Source organism: Rhodococcus sp. JS3073, assembly GCF_026810085.1.
Classification (GTDB): domain Bacteria; phylum Actinomycetota; class Actinomycetes; order Mycobacteriales; family Mycobacteriaceae; genus Rhodococcus_F; species Rhodococcus_F wratislaviensis.
The window spans coordinates 3,137,239-3,159,959 of record NZ_CP113951.1; the positions used below are offsets into that span (position 1 = coordinate 3,137,239).

17 protein-coding genes are annotated in these 22,721 nt (G+C 67.4%); 11 read left to right on the forward strand and 6 right to left on the reverse strand.

Going from position 1 to position 22,721, the window contains the following annotated elements; genetic code table 11:
- Positions 1-20 precede the first annotated feature (20 nt).
- Positions 21-1,055, forward strand: coding sequence for a proline racemase family protein (locus tag OYT95_RS14100; RefSeq protein WP_268791752.1), 1,035 nt, complete (start codon positions 21-23; stop codon positions 1,053-1,055).
- A 39-nt stretch (positions 1,056-1,094) separates the two neighbouring features.
- On the opposite strand, the gene OYT95_RS14105 is transcribed toward OYT95_RS14100, so the two are convergent.
- Both OYT95_RS14105 and OYT95_RS14110 read right to left on the reverse strand, forming a co-directional pair.
- On the reverse strand, positions 1,095-1,979 hold the full coding sequence (locus tag OYT95_RS14105; RefSeq protein ID WP_268791753.1) for an LLM class flavin-dependent oxidoreductase: 885 nt from the start codon (positions 1,977-1,979) through the stop codon (positions 1,095-1,097).
- 43 nt (positions 1,980-2,022) lie between these two features.
- Positions 2,023-3,084 (reverse strand): LacI family DNA-binding transcriptional regulator, encoded by a 1,062-nt coding sequence (locus OYT95_RS14110; RefSeq protein ID WP_112301937.1) that lies wholly within the window; start codon positions 3,082-3,084, stop codon positions 2,023-2,025.
- Positions 3,085-3,293: 209 nt separating this feature from the next.
- Between OYT95_RS14110 and OYT95_RS14115 the strand changes: the two genes are divergently transcribed.
- The 3 genes from OYT95_RS14115 to OYT95_RS14125 are packed head-to-tail and all read left to right on the forward strand — an operon-like array spanning position 3,294 to position 7,350.
- Positions 3,294-3,992, forward strand: a complete 699-nt coding sequence (locus tag OYT95_RS14115; protein WP_268791754.1) for a ThuA domain-containing protein — start codon at positions 3,294-3,296, stop codon at positions 3,990-3,992.
- Positions 3,980-5,767: a thiamine pyrophosphate-binding protein gene (locus OYT95_RS14120; protein ID WP_268791755.1), complete on the forward strand. Its 1,788-nt coding sequence runs from the start codon at positions 3,980-3,982 to the stop codon at positions 5,765-5,767. Before OYT95_RS14115 ends, OYT95_RS14120 begins: the two co-directional genes overlap by 13 nt.
- Positions 5,764-7,350 carry a GMC oxidoreductase gene (locus OYT95_RS14125; RefSeq protein WP_268791756.1) on the forward strand — a complete coding sequence of 529 codons (1,587 nt, stop codon included), beginning with the start codon at positions 5,764-5,766 and terminating at the stop codon, positions 7,348-7,350. Before OYT95_RS14120 ends, OYT95_RS14125 begins: the two co-directional genes overlap by 4 nt.
- Positions 7,351-7,422: 72 nt before the next feature.
- Here OYT95_RS14125 and OYT95_RS14130 read toward each other — a convergent pair whose 3' ends face one another.
- The 3 genes from OYT95_RS14130 to OYT95_RS14140 all read right to left on the reverse strand — a co-directional run bounded on the left by OYT95_RS14130 (position 7,423) and on the right by OYT95_RS14140 (position 11,828).
- Entirely contained in the window at positions 7,423-8,646 is a 1,224-nt protein-coding gene (locus tag OYT95_RS14130) for an MFS transporter (RefSeq protein ID WP_268791757.1), read from the reverse strand.
- A gap of 114 nt (positions 8,647-8,760) precedes the next feature.
- Positions 8,761-10,050, reverse strand: a complete 1,290-nt coding sequence (locus tag OYT95_RS14135; RefSeq protein WP_112301941.1) for an MFS transporter — start codon at positions 10,048-10,050, stop codon at positions 8,761-8,763.
- A 236-nt stretch (positions 10,051-10,286) separates the two neighbouring features.
- Positions 10,287-11,828 carry a PucR family transcriptional regulator gene (locus OYT95_RS14140; protein ID WP_268791758.1) on the reverse strand — a complete coding sequence of 514 codons (1,542 nt, stop codon included), beginning with the start codon at positions 11,826-11,828 and terminating at the stop codon, positions 10,287-10,289.
- A 132-nt stretch (positions 11,829-11,960) separates the two neighbouring features.
- Here OYT95_RS14140 and hisD point away from each other — a divergent pair, with 132 nt between their 5' ends.
- The 7 genes from hisD (at position 11,961) to OYT95_RS14175 (ending at position 21,817) form a co-directional block, all read left to right on the forward strand.
- Complete coding sequence (gene hisD / locus OYT95_RS14145; RefSeq protein ID WP_268791759.1) at positions 11,961-13,286, forward strand: histidinol dehydrogenase; 1,326 nt, start codon at positions 11,961-11,963, stop codon at positions 13,284-13,286.
- The gene (locus OYT95_RS14150; RefSeq protein ID WP_268791760.1) at positions 13,283-14,677 is read left to right on the forward strand and encodes an aspartate ammonia-lyase; all 1,395 of its coding nucleotides are present in this window, start codon (positions 13,283-13,285) and stop codon (positions 14,675-14,677) included. The genes hisD and OYT95_RS14150 overlap by 4 nt, the downstream gene beginning before the upstream one ends.
- A gap of 171 nt (positions 14,678-14,848) precedes the next feature.
- The gene (locus OYT95_RS14155; protein ID WP_268791761.1) at positions 14,849-16,435 is read left to right on the forward strand and encodes a GMC oxidoreductase; all 1,587 of its coding nucleotides are present in this window, start codon (positions 14,849-14,851) and stop codon (positions 16,433-16,435) included.
- 35 nt (positions 16,436-16,470) lie between these two features.
- On the forward strand, positions 16,471-18,270 hold the full coding sequence (locus OYT95_RS14160) for a thiamine pyrophosphate-binding protein (RefSeq protein ID WP_037241997.1): 1,800 nt from the start codon (positions 16,471-16,473) through the stop codon (positions 18,268-18,270).
- Between the two features lie 12 nt (positions 18,271-18,282).
- Positions 18,283-19,122 carry a sugar phosphate isomerase/epimerase family protein gene (locus tag OYT95_RS14165; RefSeq protein WP_268791762.1) on the forward strand — a complete coding sequence of 280 codons (840 nt, stop codon included), beginning with the start codon at positions 18,283-18,285 and terminating at the stop codon, positions 19,120-19,122.
- 175 nt (positions 19,123-19,297) lie between these two features.
- Positions 19,298-20,680 carry an NAD(P)/FAD-dependent oxidoreductase gene (locus OYT95_RS14170; protein WP_268791763.1) on the forward strand — a complete coding sequence of 461 codons (1,383 nt, stop codon included), beginning with the start codon at positions 19,298-19,300 and terminating at the stop codon, positions 20,678-20,680.
- A gap of 72 nt (positions 20,681-20,752) precedes the next feature.
- Positions 20,753-21,817 carry a LacI family DNA-binding transcriptional regulator gene (locus OYT95_RS14175; RefSeq protein WP_328286546.1) on the forward strand — a complete coding sequence of 355 codons (1,065 nt, stop codon included), beginning with the start codon at positions 20,753-20,755 and terminating at the stop codon, positions 21,815-21,817.
- A 1-nt stretch (position 21,818) separates the two neighbouring features.
- Here the strand turns inward: OYT95_RS14175 and OYT95_RS14180 are convergent, their stop codons facing one another.
- Positions 21,819-22,712, reverse strand: coding sequence for a LysR family transcriptional regulator (locus OYT95_RS14180; protein ID WP_268791764.1), 894 nt, complete (start codon positions 22,710-22,712; stop codon positions 21,819-21,821).
- Positions 22,713-22,721 lie beyond the last annotated feature (9 nt).

Here is a 22,721-nt window from a genome sequence, read left to right on the forward strand (position 1 = left end):
CGAATACACGGAGGAAGATCGTGCGCTGGAGTCGAGTAGTCAACGTAGTGAAGTGTCACGTCGGGGGCGAGATCAACAACGTCGTCACCGGCGGAATCGGCGACGTCCCCGGTGCCACGGTCTTCGAGAAGATGAAGCACTTCCGCGAGCATCGCGACGACCTCCGTCAGCTTCTGCTCCACGAGCCGCGGGGCTCGGTGACCCAGTGCGTCAACTTCGTCGTCCCGGCGACGGACCCCGAGGCCCAGATGGGCTACGTCATCGCCGAGTCCACGGAATACCCGGCCATGTCGGGGAGCAACACCATGTGTGTCGCCACCGCACTGCTCGAGACCGGCATGATTCCCATGGTCGAACCGGTCACCGACATCGTGCTGGAAGCACCCGCCGGACTCATCCGCATTCGCTGCACCTGCGAGAACGGCAAGGTGACGAGCGTCGAGTTCGAGAACCAGCCCGCGTTCGCCTACGAGGTCGGGGTGCCGCTCGAACTCGACGGCTACGGCACCCTCACCGTCGACGTGGCGTGGGGCGGCATGGCCTACGTGCTCGCAGACGCCGACCAACTCGGATTGAAGTTGCAACCCGACGAGGCGCGCGAGATCTGCGACCTCGGACAGAAGCTCAAGACCGCCGCCGCCGAGCAGATCCCCGCGGTGCACCCGACCGATCCGGAGTTCGCCGGAATCACCCAGACCGAGTTCGTCGGCCCGCTCTCCCGCACCGACGGGGTACTGACCGCCCGGAATGCCGTGGTGGTCTCCCCCGGCCGGCTCGACCGCTCGCCCTGCGGCACCGGCACGTCCGCTCGACTGGCGGTGCTGAAGGCGAAGGGCCTCATCGAGGTCGGGGAGAAGTTCGTGCACGAATCGGTGATCGGCAGTCGCTTCGAGAGCCGGATCGACAGATTGACGAAGGTCGGAACGTATGACGCCGTGGTTCCCCGCGTCAGCGGCCAGGCGTACATCACCGAACTCAGTCAGGTCGGGCTCGACCCCGCCGACCCGTTCCCCACCGGCTACACCCTGTCCGACACCTGGCCGACCGCCACCTGACACGTGAGTGGCAAAGTGTGCCCGGGCACGCATTGCCACTCACGTGGGGATCAGGGGCTTGACGTTGCGACCGAGGAACTCGACGAAGCCCAGCAGGTCCGGTTCGTCCTCGGTCGGTGCTAACGCCACCGACGTCGCACCCAGCCGGGCGAGCCTTCGCACCTCCGCGGCGACGGTGCCCGCATCGCCCGCGACCCCGATACCCCTGTCGGCCGGCTTCCCCCACCGCGCTATTTCCTCGTCCACCCGTTGCTGCGCACCGTCACCGGTGGCGGCGATCTTCGGCACGATCACCCGCTGCGCGGCGGCACCGTCGGCTCCGATTTCGTCCAGGATCAGGTCGCGGGTTCTCCGGATGTCGTCGTCGGCGACCGCGGAGGTGACGAGGTTGCCGTCACCCAGTCGTGCCGCCAGGCGAATCGACTTGGGGCCCTCGCCGCCCAGCATCAGCGGAACCCGCTCCACGGGAGGCCAGTCGAGTTTCACGTCGTCGAGCCGGACATACCGGCCGTCCGTGCTCACCGACTCACCGTCCAACAGCGCCCGGAGCGCCACCGTGTACTCCTCGAGGAGCGTCATCGGAGACGCCGCCCGGGCACCCACCTGCTCCATCCATCCCTGCACTCCGTGCCCGATACCCGCGATCACTCGACCGGGGAACAACCGAGCGAGCGTGGCGATCTCCATCGCGGTGAGCGCGACGTTGCGCAGCGGGACGGGCATCAACCCGACACCGACGTGGATTCGCTCCGTCCACGCGAGTGCTGCGGCCGCCGAAGCCACGCCGCTCTCCTTGAAACAGTCTTCCCACAACCAGATCTCGTCGAGGCCACTGTCCTCGGCGGCCCGTGCGAAGCCCTTCAACCGCTCGGGTTCGATCGTCGGGATGAACGTCACGCCCAGTCGCGGCACCGCACTCGTCATCGATCCATCATGAGGGATAACGCCCGGCCGGTGCGGAGCATCGTCACATTTCGCGCGGCGGCGCGGTGCTGGCGCGGACGACCAGCGACGTCTTCATCAACGACCGTGTGCGGGTGCCGCCGCCCAGGCGATCGAGCAGGATCGTCGCGGCCGCGCGGCCCTTCTCGACGATCGGCTGATGAATTGTGCTGAGACCGAGAAGTTCTGCCACGGGTGCGTCGTCGAACCCGATGATGGACATGTCGCCGGGCACCGTCAGGCCGCGCTCGCGTAACACCTGCCACGCCGCCACCGCGTGCACATCGGACGTCGCCACCAGAGCGGTCGGCCGAGCCGCGTCGAGCAGGATCCGGGTGGCCTCGTCGCCCGCGGCGCGATCGATGTTGCCCGCCACGACGATCGACAGTTCCTCCACCGGGAGGTGGTGGTCGCGGGCGGCGGCGAAGTAGCCGGCGAGCCGCTCCCGCGCGTTGCGTTCGGTCGCCGCGCCGACGTCGTCCGCCGTGACCATCCGGCAGTCGGAATCCTGACCGAGCTTGTCGACGATGATCCCGATGCGTCGATGGCCCAGGCTCAGGATGTGGTCCATCTGCAAGTAGGCGCCGTGGCGGTCGTCGATGGCCACGAACGGCAGTCCCGCGCTTCTGGGCGAATCGACGACGACGGCCGGGATACCGCGCGCGATGATCGCCTCGACCAGGGGATGACCGTCGGGGACGTTGTGGATGACCACGCCGTCCACGAGTCCACGGAGAACCAGCGAGTTCGGTGGTGAATCCGGGGAGCCACCACGTGAGGCCGGAAAAAGGGTGAGGGCGATGTCGGCCGAGTTCCCGATCTCCGCGATGCCCTTCATCAGCAGGGTCACGGACGGATCCTCGAGCGCTTGCACCGGGGAATCGGGCACGATCACGCCGACCGCGCCGATTCGTCCCGACCGCAGACTGCTCCCGGCGATGTTCGGCCCCGCGTAGCCGAGTTCCGCGGCGACGGAATAGATGCGTTCCCGTTGTGTCGCAGAAACCTTCGACGATTTGCTGAAGGCGTAGGAGACGGTGGCGACCGATACTCCGGCCGCTCGGGCGACGTCCTTCATCGTGACCAAGTGGTGCTCCCTCGTCGGCGATCATCGGCCGCAACCGGCCGTTGCGCACCGGAGCGCACAATTGGCAAAGCCCGATCCTAGTCCGCGTCCGGACGCTCCCCACGTTCCCCTCGGCATCAGCCATTGACAGCTCTCCAGCCGGTGATACGATTCACCACCATAAGTTAATCGTTTCACCATTTCCGGTTTCACCATCCCTGGGAGCACTCATGACCAAGGTCCTCTACCTGTACGGCGGCTGGCCCGGCCACCATCCGTACGACATCGCCGCATGGGCACGCGAACTGTTTTCCGAGCTGAACTACCAGGTCGAGGAGTCGCAGGACATCTTCACCCTCGACCGTGACCTGACCGGATACGACCTGATCGTGCTCGGCTGGAACAACGCGCTCACCACCGAAGACCTGAGCGATTCGCAGGAGAAGAACCTGCTCGACGCCGTCGCGACCGGAACCGGGGTCGCGGCGTGGCACGGCGCCGCCGCCGCGTTCCGGGCGAGCCTGAAGTACCACTTCCTCCTCGGCGGCGACTTCGTCGAACATCCTGCGGGAGAGGCCTTCCCGCAGCCGTACAAGGTGAGCATCACCGACCGCGAGCACGAGGTGACCGCCGGTGTCGAGGACTTCGCGGTGGCGTCCGAGCAGTACTACATGCACGTCGACCCGAACAACCGGGTGCTCGCGGAGACCGAGTTCAGCGGCGAGCACCTGCCCTGGCTGGAGGGCCTGCGCAGCCCGGTGGCGTGGGTGCGCCAGTGGGGCGCCGGCCGGGTCTTCTACCACTCGATCGGCCACACGCCGGCAGACCTGTCGGAGCCGAACGTGCGCCGACTGACCAAGCAGGGACTGCGCTACGCCGCCCGCGTAGCGAACTCACACAGCAAGGAGAAACGATCATGGCGAAATTGACCGGCGGGCAGGTGGTCGCCCAGGTCCTGAAGCAGTACGGCGTCGAGTACGTCACCGGAATTCCCGGCCACGGGATCTGGTCGCTCACCGATGCGTTCCTGGAGAAGGGGTCCGAGATCCCGTTCATCCAGGTCTACCACGAGCAGAGCGCCACGCACCTCGCGGACGGGTACTACCGGGTGTCCGGGAAGCCGATGGCCGCGGTGGCGTCGATCGGGGCCGGCGCGGCGAACACCGTGCTCGGTCTCGCGACCGCGTACAGCGACTCGACGAGTCTGCTGTGCATCACCGGCGGGCCGCCCACTCACATGCGCGGGCGTGGTCTGCTCCAGGAACTCGAGCGGCACACCGACAACGGCTTTCCGCAGGTCACCGACGCAGTGTCGAAGCGCAGCTGGGTCGCCACCCGCGTGGAGGAACTGCCGTTCATCATGCACCGTGCGTTCAGCACCATGCTGACCGGTCGCCCGGGGCCCGCGCACATCGAGGTGCCGATGGACGTGCAGGCCGAGGCCGCCGACGTCTCCCTTCACGACCTCGCACGGCGGCTGCCGGTCGGGCTCCAGCAGCCCGACCCGTTGGCGATCGACAAGGCCGTCGACGTGCTCCGTGACTCACGCCGGCCGGTGATCGTCGTCGGCGGCGGCGCCATCACGTCCGACTCGGCCGACGAGGTGCTCGCCCTCGCCGAGGCGTGGCAGATCCCCGTGGTCACCACGTGGAACGGCAAGAGCGCGTTCCCCGAGGACCACGCCCTGTTCGCGGGCAGCGTCGGCCAGACAGGAACGATCGTGGGCAACGCCGTCGCGTCCCGCGCCGACGTGGTGATCTCCATCGGATGCCGGTTCACCGACTGGTCTTCCTCCAGCTACGCGCAGGGAGTCACGTTCTCGATTCCGCCCGCCAAGCTCATCCACATCGACATCGATCCGCACGAGATCGGCAAGAACTACCCGGCCGAGGTCGGCATAGTCGCCGACGCCAAGCCGACCGTCGCCGCGATCGTCGCCTCCCTCCCCCGCAGCAGCGCCGACCGGTCCGAATACCTCGCCGAACTCGAGCAGCTGAAGGCCGAGTGGGAGACCAAGCTCGCAGGCCGGCGCGATTCCGACCGGTTCCCGTTCACCTCCCAGCGCCCCCTCGGCGGTCTGCGGTCGGTGATGGAACGGGACGGCATCATCGTCGCCGGCTCCGGCAACACCCAGGGCGCCGTGAAGCAGACGTTCCCGGTGTATCACCCGCGCACCCACCTGACGTCCGGCGGATTCTCGTCCATGGGCTGGGCCGTGCCTGCCGCGATCGGCGCCAAGCTCGCCGCCCCTGACCGGCAGGTGGCGTGCGTGCTCGGTGACGGCGACTTCCTCATGACATCGCAGGAGATCGGTGTCTGCGTGCAGCACGACATTCCGGTGCTCTTCGTGGTCCAGGACAACGCGGGCTTCATGTCCATCCGCGGTGGGCAGCGCAAGCAGACCAGCCGGCACATCGGCACCGAGTTCAATCGCCCCGACGGCACCCCGTACAGCCCCGACTTCAAGGCACTCGGCCAGTCGTTCGGCCTCGAATCGTTCCGGGTGGACGACCCGGCCGACCTCGAGAGCACCTACCGGAAGGCCTTCGACTCGAAAGCGCCTGCGCTGATCGAAATCCCGACCGATCGTGATGCGGCGGGACCGTGGGTTCCCGGTTGGTGGGACTTCCCCGTTCCCGCGTACATCGAGGACGAGCGTCAGGACGAGTACTGGGCGACCCGAGCCAAGGAACAGCACCTGTGAGAACGTCCGGACACGATCAGATCGACGCGTATTCACCGCTGCGCGAAGGCGCGGTGGTCGATGTGGGCGACTCCGACACGGTCACCGCCGATGTCGTGGTCGTCGGATCCGGGATGGGTGGTTCGACGCTGGCGTGGGCGCTCCGCGATCGGGACGTCGACGTCCTGGTCGTCGAGCGCGGGCGGTTCCTCCCCCGCGAGGTGGAGAACTCGCAGGCCGCGGAAATGTTCCTCGAAGGCCGGTACAAGACCGCGGAACCGTGGTTCGACGGCAGCAACGGTGAACCGTTCCAGCCCGGCGTGTACTACTGGGTGGGCGGTAACACCAAGTTCTACGGCGGCAGCCTCCCCCGCTTCCGCGTCACGGATTTCGAGGAGACGCAGCACTACGACGGCATCTCACCGAAGTGGCCGTTCGGCTACGCCGATCTCGAACCGTTCTACGCCGCGGCGGAGCGCCTCTACCAGGTGCACGGTATCGACGGCGAGGATCCGACGGAACCGCCGCGGTCGTCTCCGTACCCGTTGCCGCCGTTGCCGCACGAGCCGACGATCGAGCGTTTCGCGTCCTCGCTTCGTCAACAGGGACTGCACCCGTTCCACACACCGAACGGCATGAACCTGACCACGCAGGAGCATCGCAGGCAGTCGACGGCGTCGGACGGCACCCCGTCGCAGACCGATCACAAGAGTGAGGCGGAGAACCGCGCGCTGCGGCCCGCTCTCGAGTCGGAGCGGGTGCGTCTGCTCACCGAAGCGAAGGTGACGCGTCTGCTCACCGATGTGAAGGGCACGCGAATCGTCGCCGCGGAGGCCGAGTTCCGTGGTCGCACGATCCGGATCACGGCCAACCAGTTCGTGGTCTCGGCAGGGGCGGTCAACACCGCGGCACTGCTGCTCCGATCGGCCGACGAACGGAATCCGGACGGCCTCGGCAACTCGTCAGGGCTGCTGGGCCGGAACTACATGGTGCACAACAGCACGTTCTTCATGGGCGTCAACCCCTTCCGCACGAACACGACTGCGTGGCAGAAGACGCTGGGAATCAACGACTGGTACGTCGCGGGCCCGAACAACGAGTACCCGCTCGGCAATCTGCAGATGCTCGGCAAACTGCAGGCCGCGCACGTGAAGGGGGCGCGGCCCTGGGCTCCGACGTGGGCGCTGAAGGCGGTGGTGGATCGCAGCCTCGACATCTACCTCACCACCGAGGATCTGCCGACGCGGAACAACCGGGTCCGGATCGACGGCGACCGGATCATCGTCGACTGGACGCCCAACAACACGGCACCGCACAGTGAACTGGTTCGCCGCGTCTCCGCGGCGGTCCGCAAGGCGGGGTATCCGATCATCCTCACCGAGCGGATGGGGATCGCGACGAACTCGCACATGTGCGGAACCGCGGTCGCGGGTACCGATCCGGCGGCGAGTGTCCTCGACCCCCACTGTCGCAGTCACGACGTCGACAATCTGTGGGTCGTGGACGGCTCGTTCTTCCCGTCGTCGGCGGCGCTCAATCCCGCGTTGACCATCGCGGCCAACGCGCTGCGCGTGGCGCCGGAGATCGCTTCTGCCGCAGTGTGATGTGATCCGATCACGGTTCGCCCGGCCTCGTTCTCAGAGGCCGGGCGATTGCGTGCTCACCTCGAGCCGCTCTCACCTCACGCGGGCGAGCGGAGACTCCTCGGTCTCACGGGTTTCCCCGGCCTTGCTCGCCACGAGCCCGGCGAGGACGGCGCCGGCGAGAACGACGTAGAAGGCCTGCAGGAGTCCGAACTGTTCCCCGAGCAGCCCGAGGAGCGGCGGACCGACCAGAAATGCCATGTACCCGAGCGTCGACACCGCGCTGACGCGTCGCGCGGCGTCGGCCCCCGAGTCGGCCGCCGCGGACAGTGCGAGCGGAAATCCGAGAGCGACACCGACACCCCACAACGCACAGCCGAGCGCGGCGAGTACCAGGTTCCCCGCCAGGATCACGATCAGGACCCCCGCCACCGCGAGCGCCGCGGACCAGCGGACGGTCGCAGCGCGGCCGTACCGGTCGACGACGCGCCCGCCGAGCAGGCGGCCCGATGTCATCGCGGCCACGAACACGACGTAGAACGTTGCGCCGGTGGCCGATCCGACGCCGTACCCGTCGACGATTCCCAGTGGCAGCCAGTCGTTGGCACTACCTTCGGCGAATGCCATGCCGAGCGCGATCAGGCCGAGGAGAACGATCCGGCTGTCCCGCCAGACGGTCGGACCGCCGGACGTGCCGGATCGACGGCGCGTGCGCCCGACCTCTCTTCCGGTAGCCGGAGGCAGTAGCGCCACGACGCTCACGCTCGACACGAGGACCACGACGGCCAGCACCCCGAGATGCACCGGCACCGGAACGTCGAACAGTTCGGCGATCGCCCCGAGGCCGGCGCCTGCGAGCGTTCCGAGACTGAACGCACCGTGCAGCGACGGCAGAAAGCTGCGTCCCATGCGCTTCTCGATCGCTGCGCCCTCGACGTTGAGGGCCACCTCGCACATGCCGAATCCCGCACCGGTGAAAGCGAGTCCCAGACCGACCAGGGCCGCGATCGCGACACCCGAACCGAGCCCCACCGTGAACAGGCCGAGGCTCGCGACGGTGGCCGCGGCCGTGATGACGTGACGGGCACCGATCCGGGCGACGACGGGACCGGCGAGCAGCAGTCCCGCCATCGATCCGATCGACAATCCGAGAATGATCAGACCCATGTCGCCCGTGCCGACTCCGAGGGACGAGCGAATGGCCGGGGTGCGGGTCACCCAGGACGCATAGGTGATCCCCGTTCCGACGAAGATGACGAAAGTTGCTGTTTTCCAGCCACGTTCACCGTGCTTCAACGTCGGACTCTCGGTAGGCACAGCTGTCTCCTCATTCGGGTCGGGAATGGTTAATCGTATCACCAGGCACCGACACGAAAGGCGGTCCGACACCTCGAAAGGTGCCGGACCGCAAGACCGGACGGGCCGAACGACCTAGCCGGTCGCGACCTCGTGCCTGCTCGTCTCCGACGCCGGCTTGTGGTAGCGCGGCACCAGGCGCATCAGCGCGGGACCGCCGATCGCGATCAGCGCGAGAAGGATGGCCGGCAGAAGCGGCATCCACTCGATACCGAGGTTGTCGACGACGACGGTGATCGCGGCCGGCCCGACCAGCATGCCCACGTAGCCGATTGCGTTGACCAGACCGATGTTCCGTCCCGCGTTCTCGGGATCGCGTCGCCCGGCCGCCGACAGCATGAGCGGCGCCATGCACGCCAGGCCGAGCCCCAGCAGCACGAAGCCGGTGAGCGCGAGTGGCGCCGAGCCGCCCAGCATCGCGAGAAGCGCACCGGCGGCACCGATGACACCGCTCGCGCCGACGATGAGTCGAGCACCGAAGTACTCGGCCAGCTTGTCGCCGAACAACCGGCCGACGAACTGAGCCCCCGAGTAGAGCGTGACAGCCGTCGCCGCCAGGCCTGCCGTGGTGCCGACCGCGCGGCGAACGAATTCCTGGCCCCAATCCAGGACCGCGCCCTCGCTCAACATCGATCCGAGCAGGAGCACACCGAATCCGATCATCACGAGCAGCGTCGCCGTGGTGGCCGACCGCTTCCCCGGGTGCGCGGGATCGGCGGCGCCTGGAATCTCGTCCTGCTCCGGAGGCAGCAACTCGTCGAGGGAGAGAAGCCACTTGCCGAAGACGACACCGAGGACCGACAGGACCACGCCGATCGAGATGTAGGCGACGGCCGGACTGTCGGTGAAGTGCCGGGCCAGGGCGCTGCCGACGAGGCCGAGAACGAAGCCACCCGCCGGGTAGGCGGCGTGGAACGCGGACATGATGGGTCGCCCGTAGTACCGCTCGACCTGCACACCGTGGGTGTTGAACGCCGTGTCGAAGGCACCGCGGAGCAGTCCGATGAGCACGCCGATCACCATCGCTCCGACCAGGCCGTCGAGGAAGGCGAGGGGGATGTAACAGAGGGGGTAGACGACCATCGTGGGCATGGCCGTGTTTCTCGGGCCGTACCGATCGATGAAGGGGCCGATGGCGAAGCAGCCGACGGCTGCGCCGATGCCGATCGACAGCGCGAGGAGGCCGAACTGGGAGTCGCCGCCGTCGCCTTCCCATCCGAGGTGACTACGCAACGAGGTGGTGCTCGTCGACCACATCAACATCACGGCGCCGAGCTGGAAGAAGCCGAAGAATGTTGCGATTCGCGCCTTTCGCACGCGTGTATGGTCGAGCACGGGAGCGGTGCCTGCTCCATGTGTTGCCATGATTTCGTCCTTGCGGTAGGTCTCGGACCGCCGCGGATGCCTACGGGGGTAGGCATCCGTTCAGCGAGTAGCGAGTGCGTGAACTTTCGATCAACGCCGACTGGATGGCCGGAATCTCGAAGAAAACATTACGAAGGTGACGCGCCGCACAACAGGTACAGAGCGTGTACCTCCTGCGCGCAGACTGCACAGAATGAGAAGCCGGCGTCGGCCGCGTCATGGTCGCCCACTCCGAATCATGGTCGCCCGCTCCGCCGAGCCACGACCGACGACCCCTCGAGCAGATCCAGTCCCTTCGCCGCGAGCAGCAGGCTTTGGCGGGTGGCGGCGTCATCCAGGGATCTGCCCAGGATCGCGGCGATGCGGTCGAGCCGGTTGTACAAGGTCCGGCGCTGGATGAAGAGTTTCTCCGCCGCTTCGGTCTTGCGGCCGTCGACGGAAAGGAATGCTCGCAGCGTCGGCAACAGCGGGGTCGTGGACTGCGCGTCCTTCGTGAGCAGTGGGCCGAGCTCGTCCTCGACGAAGCTGGCGAGCTCGGGACCCTGCGCCAATGTCACGAGCAGGCGTTCGACGCCGAGGTCGTCGAAATGCAGCACGGGCGAGGCAGGCAGGGAGCGCGACACCGCGGCGGCACTCTTCGCCTGCGTGACCGCGACCGGCAGCATCGATGCGGGCACCGCGCGGCTCATGCCACCGCCGTGCTCCATTTTCCCGAGCAGGCCCGCGAGTTCGGCGCGGGTCCGGCCGGACTCCGCCGCCACGGCGACGACGTAGTCGCCCATGTCGGCGCTGATCGCACCCGTGTCGATCTGACGGCCGGCGCGCGGACCGGACGACTCGTCTCGGGCGTCCTTGTTCGCGATGACGACGACGATCTGCCCCGACCCCAGCTGGTATCCGAGTCTGCCTGCCTGGTCGACGAATTCGGCCCCGGAGAGATCGCCGATCAGCAGTCGCGTGATCAGTGCCGTGCTCCGCTGATCGTCCCTCGCTTCCCGGCTCCGGTCCGTCAGCAACGAGATCGCGACGGACGCGGCGGCACGCTCGGTCGCGAAGGCGGCGGTGGACCGTTCGGTCGCGGGCCGGTCGGTGAAGACGTGAATCCAGCCCCACGGCTGACCGCGCATCAGGACCGGCCTGCGGACGCATCCGCTGTCGTCGCTGTGGAGGCCCCGCGCGTGCCGGTCCCAGTCCTCGATGCCTGCCTCCTCGTCGAACTCGCCGACGTACGCCATCACACGATGCGCGATGTTCTCGAGCACCACCGTGCCGTCGGTGAGTTCGGCCAGCGTCTGCACGATCGAGAGGTAGTCGGCGCCGTCCAGGAGAAGATTCGAGAACGTGGACTCGACTTCCCTCTCGTGCGTGAGCGCCTGCAGGCGCTTGTCGGTCAGGATCTCGTGCACCTGCGACGAGACACCGGCGAACGACACCTCGCGGGCGAGGGCGATGATCGGCAGGTCGCAGGCCTGCCCTTCGGCGACTACGGCATCCGGTACGCGGTCGAACATCCGTCCCGACTCCTCGATGACGAGAGCGGCGGCCCCGGCATGGGCGGCTGCGCGCACGAACACCCGCTGAAGAGCGTCCGTCCTGCCCATTCCGAGCCCGGCGGTCAGGAGTAATTCTCCACCCCGGAGGAAGCGGGCGATATCCGAGATCTCCGACGAATGCACCCAGCGGACCTCACGATCGAGGCTGCCCGATCCGGTCAGGACACGGGCTCCCGCATCCTTCAGGAGATCGATGTCGAGAGCGTCGGCGACGGTGAAGACCATGCTCAATGGTACACAGAACGTGCATGAACCGACGTAAACAGTTCCCACAATGCAACTGTCGGAAACACGGGTGGCACCCCGATGCTGAGTGACAACAGATCCAGCCCCTCGCTCATCCGAAGGAAGCATCCCATGTCATTCGTTCTCAAGGCCGCCGTCGGTGAACCAGCGCAGCGGGCGAGCAACCCCGCCGTGGTCGACACCGTCGCCGCCGTCATCGCCGATGTCCGCGCGAACGGCGACGAGGCCGTCCGGAAGTACTCCGAGAAGTTCGACGGCTGGTCCCCCGAATCGTTCCGGCTGAGCGAGGACCGCGTCGCGGACATCGTGAAGTCCGTTCCCGAGACCGTCCTCGACGATCTGCGATTCGCCCAGCGCCAGATTCGCGACTTCGCCCAGGCGCAGCGGGACTCCATCCAGGACCTCGAGGTCGAGACCCTGCCGGGCGTGTTCCTCGGGCACCGCAACGTCCCGATCGACGCGGCGGCCGCCTACGTCCCCGGCGGGCGCTACCCACTGACCGCGTCCGCGCACATGACGGTGCTCACCGCGAAGGTCGCGGGTGTCGACCGCGTCGCCGCGACGACGCCCCCGAATGCAGGCGAGCCGCCGCAGATCAGCGTCGCAGCGATGCACCTCGCCGGCGCCGACGAGATCTTCGTCCTCGGCGGAGTACAAGCCGTCGCCGCACTCGCGCTGGGCACCGAAACCATCGACCCGGTGTCCATCCTCACCGGCCCCGGCAACGCCTACGTCGCAGAGGCGAAGCGCCAGCTGTTCGGCGAGGTCGGGATCGACCTCTTCGCCGGACCGACCGAAACGCTCATCGTCGCCGACCACCTGGCCGACCCGTTCACCGTCACCGTCGATCTGCTGAGCCAGGCCGAGCACGGCCCCGATTCGCCGTGCGTGCTGATCACCACGTCGGAGTCCGTGGGACGAGCGGTGATCGACCACATCGAGGCCCTGCTCCCCGGCCTGGTGACCAACGCCATCGCCGGTCCCGCGTGGCGTGATCACGGTCAGATCCACGTGGTGGACACCCTCGACGAGGCATACCGGCTCGCCGACGTCTTCGCGTCCGAGCACGTCCAGATCCTCACCGAAGACCCCCGTCAGGCCCTGACCTCCATGCGGAACTACGGCGCCCTGTTCCTCGGCGAAGGCACGTGTGTTCCCTACGGCGACAAGCTGATCGGCACCAACCACGTCCTCCCGACGCTCGGTGCGGCCCGCTACACGGGCGGTCTGTGGGTGGGCAAGTTCCTCAAGACGCTCACCTACCAGGAGGTGCGCGACCTCGGCAGCAGCGCCAAGCTCGGCGAGGTCTGCGGCCGCCTGTCGCGCCTGGAGAAGTTCGAGGGACACGCCCGCTCCGGAGACCTCCGCGCCGCCAAGTTCGGCAACGCCCCGCTCCCGTGGGGCGACCTCCCGACCCGCGTGACGTCCGAACGATGACCCGCATCGAACACGACCTCCTCGGCGACCGCGAGGTCCCCGACGACGCCTACTACGGCATCCACACCCTGCGGGCGACGGAGAACTTCCCGATCACCGGCATCCCGCTGGCCAGCCATCCCGACCTCGTGTCGGCGCTGGCGGCCGTCAAGCAGGCGGCGGCGCAGACCAACGCCGGCCTCGGCCTGCTGCCGCGGCCCGAGGCGGACGCCATCGTCGCGGCGTGCGAGGAGATCCGGGCCGGCGCGCTGCGCGACCAGTTCGTCGTGGACGTCATCCAGGGCGGTGCCGGCACGTCGACGAACATGAACGCCAACGAGGTGGTGGCCAACCGGGCGCTGGAATTGCTCGGCCACCGGCGCGGCCACTACGAGTATCTCCATCCGCTCGAGCACGTGAACCTGAGCCAGAGCACGAACGACGTCTACCCCACCGCGATCAAGGCCGGCCTGCAAACCGCCCTGACCAGGCTGCGGGCGGCCATGCAGGACTTGGCGGCGGCGTTCGCGGTGAAGTCGACGGAATTCTCCGACGTCCTCAAGGTCGGCCGCACCCAATTGCAGGATGCGGTCCCGATGACCCTCGGCCAGGAGATCGCGACGTTCGCTCTCATGATCGACGAGGATTCTCAGCGGCTCGGCGAGGCGGCGACGCTCATCTCCGAGATCAATCTGGGCGGAACCGCGATCGGGACCGGTCTCAACGCGCACCACGAGTACGCGTGGCGGGTTCGCGAGCATCTTGCCGCGATCACCGGGATCGAGGTGACGACGGCGTCCGACCTGATCGAAGCCACCCAGGACGTCGGGGCGTTCGTCCAGCTGTCCGGAGTGCTCAAGCGCACCGCGGTGAAGCTGTCCAAGATCTGCAACGACCTTCGGCTCCTGTCGTCGGGGCCGCGCGCCGGCTTCGGTGAGATCACGCTGCCGCCCGTGCAGGCGGGGTCGTCGATCATGCCGGGGAAGGTGAACCCGGTGATCCCGGAGGTGGTGAACCAGATCGCCTACCGGGTGGTCGGCAACGACCTGACCGTGACGATGGCGGCCGAGGGTGGGCAGCTTCAGCTCAATGCTTTCGAGCCCGTCATCGCGCACAGCCTGTTCGAGACGATCGAACTGCTCACCCGCGGATGCACCGTCCTGCAGCAGCGCTGCGTGGTCGGCATCGGCGCGAACATCGACCACCTGAAGAGCATGGTGGACGCGTCGATCGGCGTGGTCACCGCCCTCAACCCGCACATCGGGTACACCGCCGCCACCGCGATCGCGGCCGACGCCCTCGCCACCGGGCGCACCGTCGCCGCGCTCGTACTCGAGCGGGGTCTGCTCAGCCGAGAGCAACTCGACGACGTACTCCGGCCGGAGAACCTCACCCGACCGCTCATGCCCTGACGGTCGCGGGCAGCTCATCCCCGCCGGGATGAGTTGCTCGCGTGGGGTTGACATCCACCACACTGCCGCTAACCTTCAGTTATACGTATAACCAATTCACCGGCTGCCGGTTCGCACCGACTCGCCCGGCAGGACCGTGACACCACTTTCTACGACCGAGGAGCAGGACCCATGAGAGACGCATCCGTGGGGGAGCCCACAGGCCCGAGCAAACACAGCTACGACGTCATCATCGTCGGCAGCGGAATGGGCGGCGGAACGCTCGCCTATGCGCTCGCGGACTCGGGAGTCGATGTGCTTCTGATCGAGCGCGGCGACTTCCTGCCGCAGGAAAAGCAGAACTGGGACCCGCAGGAGGTCTTCGAGGGACACCGGTACGCGAACGCCGAGCAGTGGTACGACACCGAGGGCAGACCGTTCAGCCCCGGCACGTACTACTACGTCGGCGGGAACACGAAGCTGTACGGCTCGTCGCTGGTGCGGTTCCGGCGTGAAGACTTCCAGTCGACGCAACACGAGGCCGGCGAATCTCCAGAGTGGCCGTTCTCGTACGACGACTTCGCTCCGTATTACGCACGGGCAGAAGAGGTGTACCGGGTCCACGGCGATCACACCGACGACCCGACCCTTCCCCGCGACGAGCCGTTTCCCTACCCGGCGATCGGACACGAGCCACCGGTGCAGGAGGCAGCCGATGCACTGCGGCGTCTCGGGTACACGCCGTCGAACATCCCACTGGGCATCGACCTGCGGGACGGCGGCGGCTGCATCCGATGTCAGACCTGCGACGGATTCCCCTGCCGGTTGCTGGCGAAGTCGGACGCGGATGTGCGTTGTGTCCGGCCGGCCGTCGCGTCCGGCTCGGTGGAACTGCTGACCAACGCGTACGCCGAGCGCGTGCTCACCGACGAGAGCGGGAAACAGGCCACCGGCGTACGACTTCGGCACCGCGGTACCGAAGTCGTCGTCGACGCCCGCACCGTGGTGGTGTCCTGTGGGGCCGTCAACTCGGCGGCACTGCTGCTCCGGTCGGCGAACGCCGCGCACCCGGACGGTCTCGCCAACTCCTCCGGCATGGTCGGACGAAACTACATGGTGCACAACAACTCCATCATGGTCGGCATCAACCCACTGAAGAAGAACACATCCGAGTTCCAGAAGACGTTGTACATCAACGATTTCTACACTCACGGCACCGAAGACCACCCCTACCCGCTGGGGCACGTGCAACTCATCGGCAAGTTGCAGGGTGAGATGATCAAGGGCCAACGACCGCTGATCCCCAAGTGGGCGCTGAGCCAGGCCACCGCCCGCAGCATGGACTGGTGGCTGTTCACCGAGGACCTGCCCGATCCGCACAACCGCGTCACCCTGACCGAGGAGGGGAACATCCAGATCGCCTGGACCCCCAACAACACTCGCGCTCACGAGGTCCTCGTCCGCGAGGTGCGGAAGATCCTCCGGAAGATCGGCTATCCGTTCGTCTTCAGCCAGGGCACCGGCATCGAGGTCAATTCCCACCAGGCCGGCACCGTGCGGGCGGGAACCGACCCCGCGACCTCCGTGCTCGACGCCGACTGCCGCGCCCACGACGTCGACAACCTGTACGTCGTCGACTCGTCCTTCTTCCCGTCCCTGCCCGTGATGAACCCTGCCCTGTCCATCGCGGCCAACGCCTTCCGCGTCGCCGAGAGCATCGCCGACCGAATCGGCAAGACCAGTTCCCGCGACACCCCGGCCCAATCCGCGTCCCTGTGACGCTTCGCCCCCACCACACCCAGAAAGCCTCTTCGATGACAACACAGAAACTCACCGGCGGACAGATGGTCGTCGACTTCCTCATCCGCGAGGGAGTCGAGAAGGTCTTCGCGATCCCCGGACACGGCAACACCGCTCTCCTCGACGCGTTCGTCGACCGCGCCGACGAGATCGAACTGGTGCCCGCCATGCACGAACAGGGCGCCGCCCACATGGCCGACGGCTACTACCGGGCCTCCGGCAAAATCGCCGCGATCTGTACCTCCATCGGACCGGGCGCAACCAACACCCTCACCGGACTCGCGACCGCCTTCGCCGACTCGATGCCGATGCTCCTGATCACCGGCGCCGTGCACACCTACATGGAGAACCGCGGGGTGCTCCAGGAGATCGACCGCCCGCACGGAAACAACTTTCCCCGCATGGTCGAACCGGTGGTCAAGCGCTGGTGGCAGCCCAGCCGCCTCGAACAGCTGCCGGTGGCGCTCGCCCAGGCGTTCAACACCATGCACGAGGGCAGGCGCGGACCCGTGCTCGTCGACATCCCGCAGGACCTGCAGGCCGAGTACGGCGACTACACCCCCGACACCGGTGCCCGCAGGCCCGCCACCCGCGCAACCGGTGACCCGGCCGTGATCGCCGAGGCCGCCCGCCTGCTCGCCGGCGCGAAACGTCCCGTCATCGTGGCCGGCGGCGGCGTCATCCACGCCGAGGCCGCCGCCGAACTGATGGCCGTCGCCGAGCACCTCGGAGCGCCGGTGACGCACTCGTTCCAGGGCAAGGGCGCGTTCCCCGCCGACCACGACCTCTACGCGTGGCCGTGCGGCGACATGGGTTCGATCCCCGGCAACGGCGTGACCCGCACAGCCGACGTGATCCTCGCGGTCGGCTGCCGGTTCAGCGACCGCATCACGTCGTCGTACCGTCCCGGCGTCACATTCGACATCCCTGACACCAAGCTCGTGCAGATCGACATCGACGGCTTCGAGATCGGCCGCAACTACCCGGTCGAGGTCGGCGTCGTAGGTGACGCGAAAACCTCCCTGCAGAGCCTGCAGGATGCACTCGCCGACCTCGGCCCCGGACGCGACTACCGCAGCACCGAGTACTTCGCCGAACTGCAGGACCTCAAGGCGCAGTGGGACGAGCACCTGCGGCCGATGCGGACCACCGACTACCTGCCGATGACCAACTCGCGTGCGATGGTCGAGATCCGCAAGGCCCTTCCGCGCGACGGCATTCTGGTCACCGACTCGTCCAACCCCGCGAACCAGGCGTTCAACGAGTTCCCGATCTACGGCCCGAAGACCAACATCGTGGCCGGCGGCTTCTCCGGTATCGGATTCGGTGTGCCCGCCGCGATCGGCGCGCAGATCGGTGCCCCGGACACCCCGGTCCTGGCGATGGTCGGCGACGGCAGCTTCCTCCAGACCGGCACCGAGATCGCGACCGCCGCGATGCTCGGAGTGCCGCTGGTGATCGTCGTGCTCAACAACGGCGGCTGGGAGGCAATCAAGGACCTCCAGATCAGCCTGTTCGGTGAGGAACGCGAAATCATCTCCGGGTGGAAGAACCTCGACGGGACACCGTATTTCGCCGACATCACCCGGTTCGCCCAGTCGCTCGGCTGCAGCGCCGAGCGCGTCGAGGATCCGGAGAAGCTGGCCGACGCGATCGAGCGCGCCTTCGCGACGCCGGGCCCGGTGATCATCGAGGCGATGAGCGCCCACGAGTTGCCGTGGACCGAGATGCACCCGACCGGCTGGTGGGACATCACTGTTCCCGCCTACCACGGCGAGGTCCGTGACGACTACGTCGCGCAACGCGGATTCTGATCGGAGACCGGCATGGGAGAGATCAAGCTCGGCCTGAACCTGGAGTTCGCCCGATTCGAGAACGGGTCGTTCGACTGGGCCATGGACCAGGCCGCGGAGATCGGCTACAAGTACGTGGAGCCGATGGTCTACTGGGGCCGCGAGTTGCTGAGCACGGCCGGGTACTTCCACACCCGGTCGATGCTCGACGACCCGCTCCTCATGCGGGACGCCGCCGAATCACGCGGGCTGACCATCTCGTCGCTGTCCAGTCATGCACCGCTGGCCAAGCCGGACGTGAGCGTCGACTATCTGAAGCAGTCGATCCGCTACGCGGCCGAGGTCGGTTCCCCGATGATCATGGTCGACGACGGGCCACTGCCGACGTGGACCACCGAGGCGGAGAACTACACGCTGATGCGGTACACACTGCAGGAGGCGGCGAAGGTGGCCGAACCGCGCGGCATCAAGATCGCGATCGAGACGCACGGCGAGTACACCGCGACCCCGGAGCGCCTCGAGAAGATCATGACGCTGATCGACAGCCCTGCGTTGACGATCAACCTCGACACCGGCAACAGCTATCTCAGTGAGAACGACCCGCACGAGTGGCTCGAGCAGATCGTCGGCGGCGTCACACACCTGCACGCCAAGGACATCGGCGTCGAGGACGCGAAGAGACTGCGGGGCAAGGTCCGCGGCATGCTCGGCTGCGCCTGCGGCGACGGCGTCATCGACTGGGAACGGATCGTGAAGACCCTGCGCGACGCCGACCACGACGTCGTCCTGTCCGTCGAGTGCGGTGGCCTCGACGCCGCGAAGAAGAGCTACACCTACCTCACAGATCTGATCACCCGCATCCAGGGCAGCTGACAACGGCGTCGACTGTCCTGCAGGTGATCTCGCGGCACGCTGGGTCCTGAACCGACATTCGAGTATCCGGTGCGTCGTGTCCACCGTGCCGCCCGACACCCCGTGTGTCGGGCGGCACGCTTCACCCCAACCAGTAGCGCGGATGGCGATCGACGCGATCCGGGAAGAGCTTGTCATGAATACTCCTGCCCGCACCGAGGCACGTCATCGCGTGGTGATCATCGGTTCCGGATTCGGCGGTCTGTTCGCCGCGAAGGCGTTACGCCGGGTCGACGTCGACGTCCTCGTCGTCGACCGCACCAGCCACCACCTGTTCCAGCCGCTGCTTTACCAGGTGGCGACGGGAATCCTGTCCGAGGGAGAGATCGCACCGTCGACCCGGATGGTGCTGAAGAAGCAGTCGAACGCCTCGGTGATGCTCGGGGACGTCACCGACATCGACCTGACCGCGCGCAGGATCACGTCGACCCACCAGGGCAGAACGACCACCACCGGGTACGACAGTCTGATCGTCTCGGCCGGAGCCCGGCAGTCGTACTTCGGTAACGACCACTTCGCCGAACACGCCCCCGGCATGAAGACCATCGACGACGCACTCGAACTCCGTGGCCGGATCCTGCGCGCGTTCGAACGCGCCGAGCTGTCCATGGACCCCGAGGAGCGAGCCCGCCTCCTGACGTTCGTGGTCGTCGGCGCGGGTCCTACCGGGGTGGAAATGGCCGGTCAGATAGCCGAACTGGCCCACCGAACCCTCGTCGGCGCGTACCGGAACATCGACACCCGCGACGCCCGGATCGTCCTGCTCGACGCCGCGTCCGCGGTGTTGCCGCCGTTCGGCGACCGGCTCGGGTCCACCGCCGCCGAGCGCCTCGAGAAGATCGGCGTCGAGGTGCGGCTCGGGGCGGCCGTCACCGACGTCGACGCGGAAGGCGTGACGATCAAGGACGGGCGAGGCGAGACCGTCCGCATCGAATCCGCGTGCAAGGTGTGGTCGGCGGGTGTGGAAGCCAGCCCGCTGGCCAGGCAGCTGGCCGAGCAGTCGGGAGCCGAACTCGACCGCGCCGGGCGGATCGCCGTCCGCGAGGACCTGACGGTGCCGGGACACCCCGAGGTGTTCGTGATCGGAGACATGATGGCGCGCGACCGCCTTCCCGGGGTGGCGCAGGTCGCGATCCAGGGTGGCCGCTACGCGGCGCGGCAGATCGCAGCCGACGCGAGCACGCGCCCGACCTCACCCGACCGCGTTCCCTTCCGGTACCGGGACAAGGGGTCGATGGCGACGATCTCGAGATTCCACGCGGTCGTGAAGGTCGGGGGCATCGAACTCGCGGGACTGCCGGCCTGGATCCTGTGGCTGGCCGTCCACGTCGTCTACGTCGTCGGGTTCCGCAGCCGGCTGTCCACGCTCATGTCATGGACGTGGACCTTCCTCGGGTCGTGGCGGGGACAGATGACGGTCACCGATCAACAGGTGGTGGCACGCAACGTCATGGGCAAACTCGTTCTCCTCGATCGGTGTGAGGACGACGATGACACCGTTGTCGCCAGAGCGAGCTGACACCCGGGGGACGCGCGCGGCCCGGCCGATAAGCTGGGCTCGGTAACCGTGCGACGGAGAGGATCGGCATTCGTGACCAAGATGCACGACGTCGCCCGAGCGGCAGGCGTGTCCCAGGCCGCGGTCTCCTACGCGTACAACCAGCCCCACAAGCTGTCCGCAGCCCGGCGCGCCCACATCTTCCAGGTGGCCGCGGAACTCGGCTATGCCGGCCCCAACCCCGCGGGACGCAACCTCCGCACCGGGCAGGTCGGTGCGCTGGGGCTGATGATCACCGACTCGTTGCGCTACGCGTTCGACGATCCGGCCACGTCGCAGTTGCTGAAGGGCATATCGGAGGTCGGTGAACTCGCCGAGGTCGCGCTGACGCTGCTGCCCTGTCCACTCGAGTCGACCCGGGTGGCCGAGGGGTCCGGCGTGCTCGTGCGGGGCGCGGTGGACGGCTTCCTCGCGTACGCGATGCCGGACGGTCACCCCGGAATGCAGACGGCGATGAGCCGCCGGCTGCCGATAGTCGTGATCGACGGCCCCAATCCTGGCGGACTGCCGCGGGTCGGAATCCGGGATCGGCAGGCCGCCAAGGAGATCGCGGAGCACGTTCTGTCACTCGGACACCGGCGTGTGGGATTTCTCGTCGACCGGCTCGTGCCCGACGGCAAGGGTGGTCCCGTCGACGCCGCCCGCACCCGGGCCGCACGAGACCACGTGATGAAGGAACGCCTCGCCGGATACGCGTCCGCCTGCCGTAAATTCACGGTGCCGTGGTCGTCCGCCGTGGTCGTCGAAGCAGGCGGGTTCGACTACGAACTGTCGCGCACCGCCGTCGAGACGCTGCTCGATGCCGGTCCCGTGACGGCCGTCATCGCAGCCTCCGACCTGCTGGCCCTCGCGGCCATCGACGTCGCACACGAACGTGGTCTCCGGGTGCCGCAGGATCTGTCGGTGGTCGGGTTCGACGACATTCCCGCGGCCCGAGCCGCCGGACTCACGACGGTCCGGCAACCACTCGTCGGCAAGGGCCGCGAGGCCGCGCAACTGCTGCTCGACATCATCGGCGGCGGAGCGGGACGGGAAATCACACTCCCCACCGAACTCGTCGTCCGCGAGAGCTCCGGACCCGTTCCCGCGGATCGGTGAGTTATCCTGCTGCGCCACGCAGTTCGGGATTGCCGTCGACGATGGAGTAGAGCGCCTCGGTGATCGCCTTCACCCGCGCGAGTCGTGTCAGTTCACGCGGCACCACCAGCCAGTAGGTGCGGTGGGCGATGAAGTCGTCGTGCAGTACCGGCACCAGATCCTCGTCCAGCGCCCCGATGTAACTCGGCAGCGGCGCGATCCCGACTCCGTGCTTCACGGCCTGGTAGTGGCCCGCGATGTTGTTGGTCTGGATCTGGGCCTGGAAGTCCGGAATCAGCGCGTCGAGGATACGCAGCGGTTCGACATCGAGGAACGCATCCACGTACCAGATGAGCGTGTGGTGCCGGAGATCGTCGAGCGACGTGATGGGGTCGTGTGCGTCCAGGTAACGCCGTGACGCGTACAGTCGGAGGTCGTAGTCGGCGAGTTTGCGGACCACGACGGACCGCGGCGACGGACGCTCGAGGGTGACCGCGATGTCGAAGTCGCGCCCGGTGAGCAGGTCGTGGGTCGTCGACGTGACGAGTTCGGTGAACAGGTCGGGGTGCTCGGACCGCAGTGCGGCCAACCCCGGCACCAGCACGAACGACCCGAAGCCGTCCGGAGTGATGATGCGGACGGTGCCCGTCAGCCCACCCAGGGACGAGGTTTCGTCGAGAGCGGCGAGAACCGCGGATTCCACCGCCTCCGCGTGGGGAACCAGTCGCCGGCCCGCCTCGGTGAGCTGCCACCCCGACACGCCACGATCGAACAGTCTCGTGCCCGTGTCTTTCTCGAGTCGGGTGATTCTCCGCGAGACGGTCGTGTGATCGACACCGAGCCGCTTCGCCGCATCGGCGAGGCGGCCGGTTCTCGACAACTCCAGGAGGTAACGCATGTTGTCTGCGGTGAACATCGCCCTCAT

Bases quoted from the DNA above. Each gene is read 5' to 3' on its own strand.
- OYT95_RS14180 (WP_268791764.1), bottom strand. From the start codon at position 22,712: ATGTTCACCGCAGACAACATGCGTTACCTCCTGGAGTTGTCGAGAACC.
- OYT95_RS14120 (WP_268791755.1), top strand. From the start codon at position 3,980: ATGGCGAAATTGACCGGCGGGCAGGTGGTCGCCCAGGTCCTGAAGCAG.
- OYT95_RS14115 (WP_268791754.1), top strand. From the start codon at position 3,294: ATGACCAAGGTCCTCTACCTGTACGGCGGCTGGCCCGGCCACCATCCG.
- OYT95_RS14105 (WP_268791753.1), bottom strand. From the start codon at position 1,979: ATGACGAGTGCGGTGCCGCGACTGGGCGTGACGTTCATCCCGACGATC.
- OYT95_RS14160 (WP_037241997.1), top strand. From the start codon at position 16,471: ATGACAACACAGAAACTCACCGGCGGACAGATGGTCGTCGACTTCCTC.
- hisD (WP_268791759.1), top strand. From the start codon at position 11,961: ATGTCATTCGTTCTCAAGGCCGCCGTCGGTGAACCAGCGCAGCGGGCG.
- OYT95_RS14165 (WP_268791762.1), top strand. From the start codon at position 18,283: ATGGGAGAGATCAAGCTCGGCCTGAACCTGGAGTTCGCCCGATTCGAG.
- OYT95_RS14170 (WP_268791763.1), top strand. From the start codon at position 19,298: ATGAATACTCCTGCCCGCACCGAGGCACGTCATCGCGTGGTGATCATC.
- OYT95_RS14135 (WP_112301941.1), bottom strand. From the start codon at position 10,050: ATGGCAACACATGGAGCAGGCACCGCTCCCGTGCTCGACCATACACGC.
- OYT95_RS14150 (WP_268791760.1), top strand. From the start codon at position 13,283: ATGACCCGCATCGAACACGACCTCCTCGGCGACCGCGAGGTCCCCGAC.
- OYT95_RS14155 (WP_268791761.1), top strand. From the start codon at position 14,849: ATGAGAGACGCATCCGTGGGGGAGCCCACAGGCCCGAGCAAACACAGC.
- OYT95_RS14140 (WP_268791758.1), bottom strand. From the start codon at position 11,828: ATGGTCTTCACCGTCGCCGACGCTCTCGACATCGATCTCCTGAAGGAT.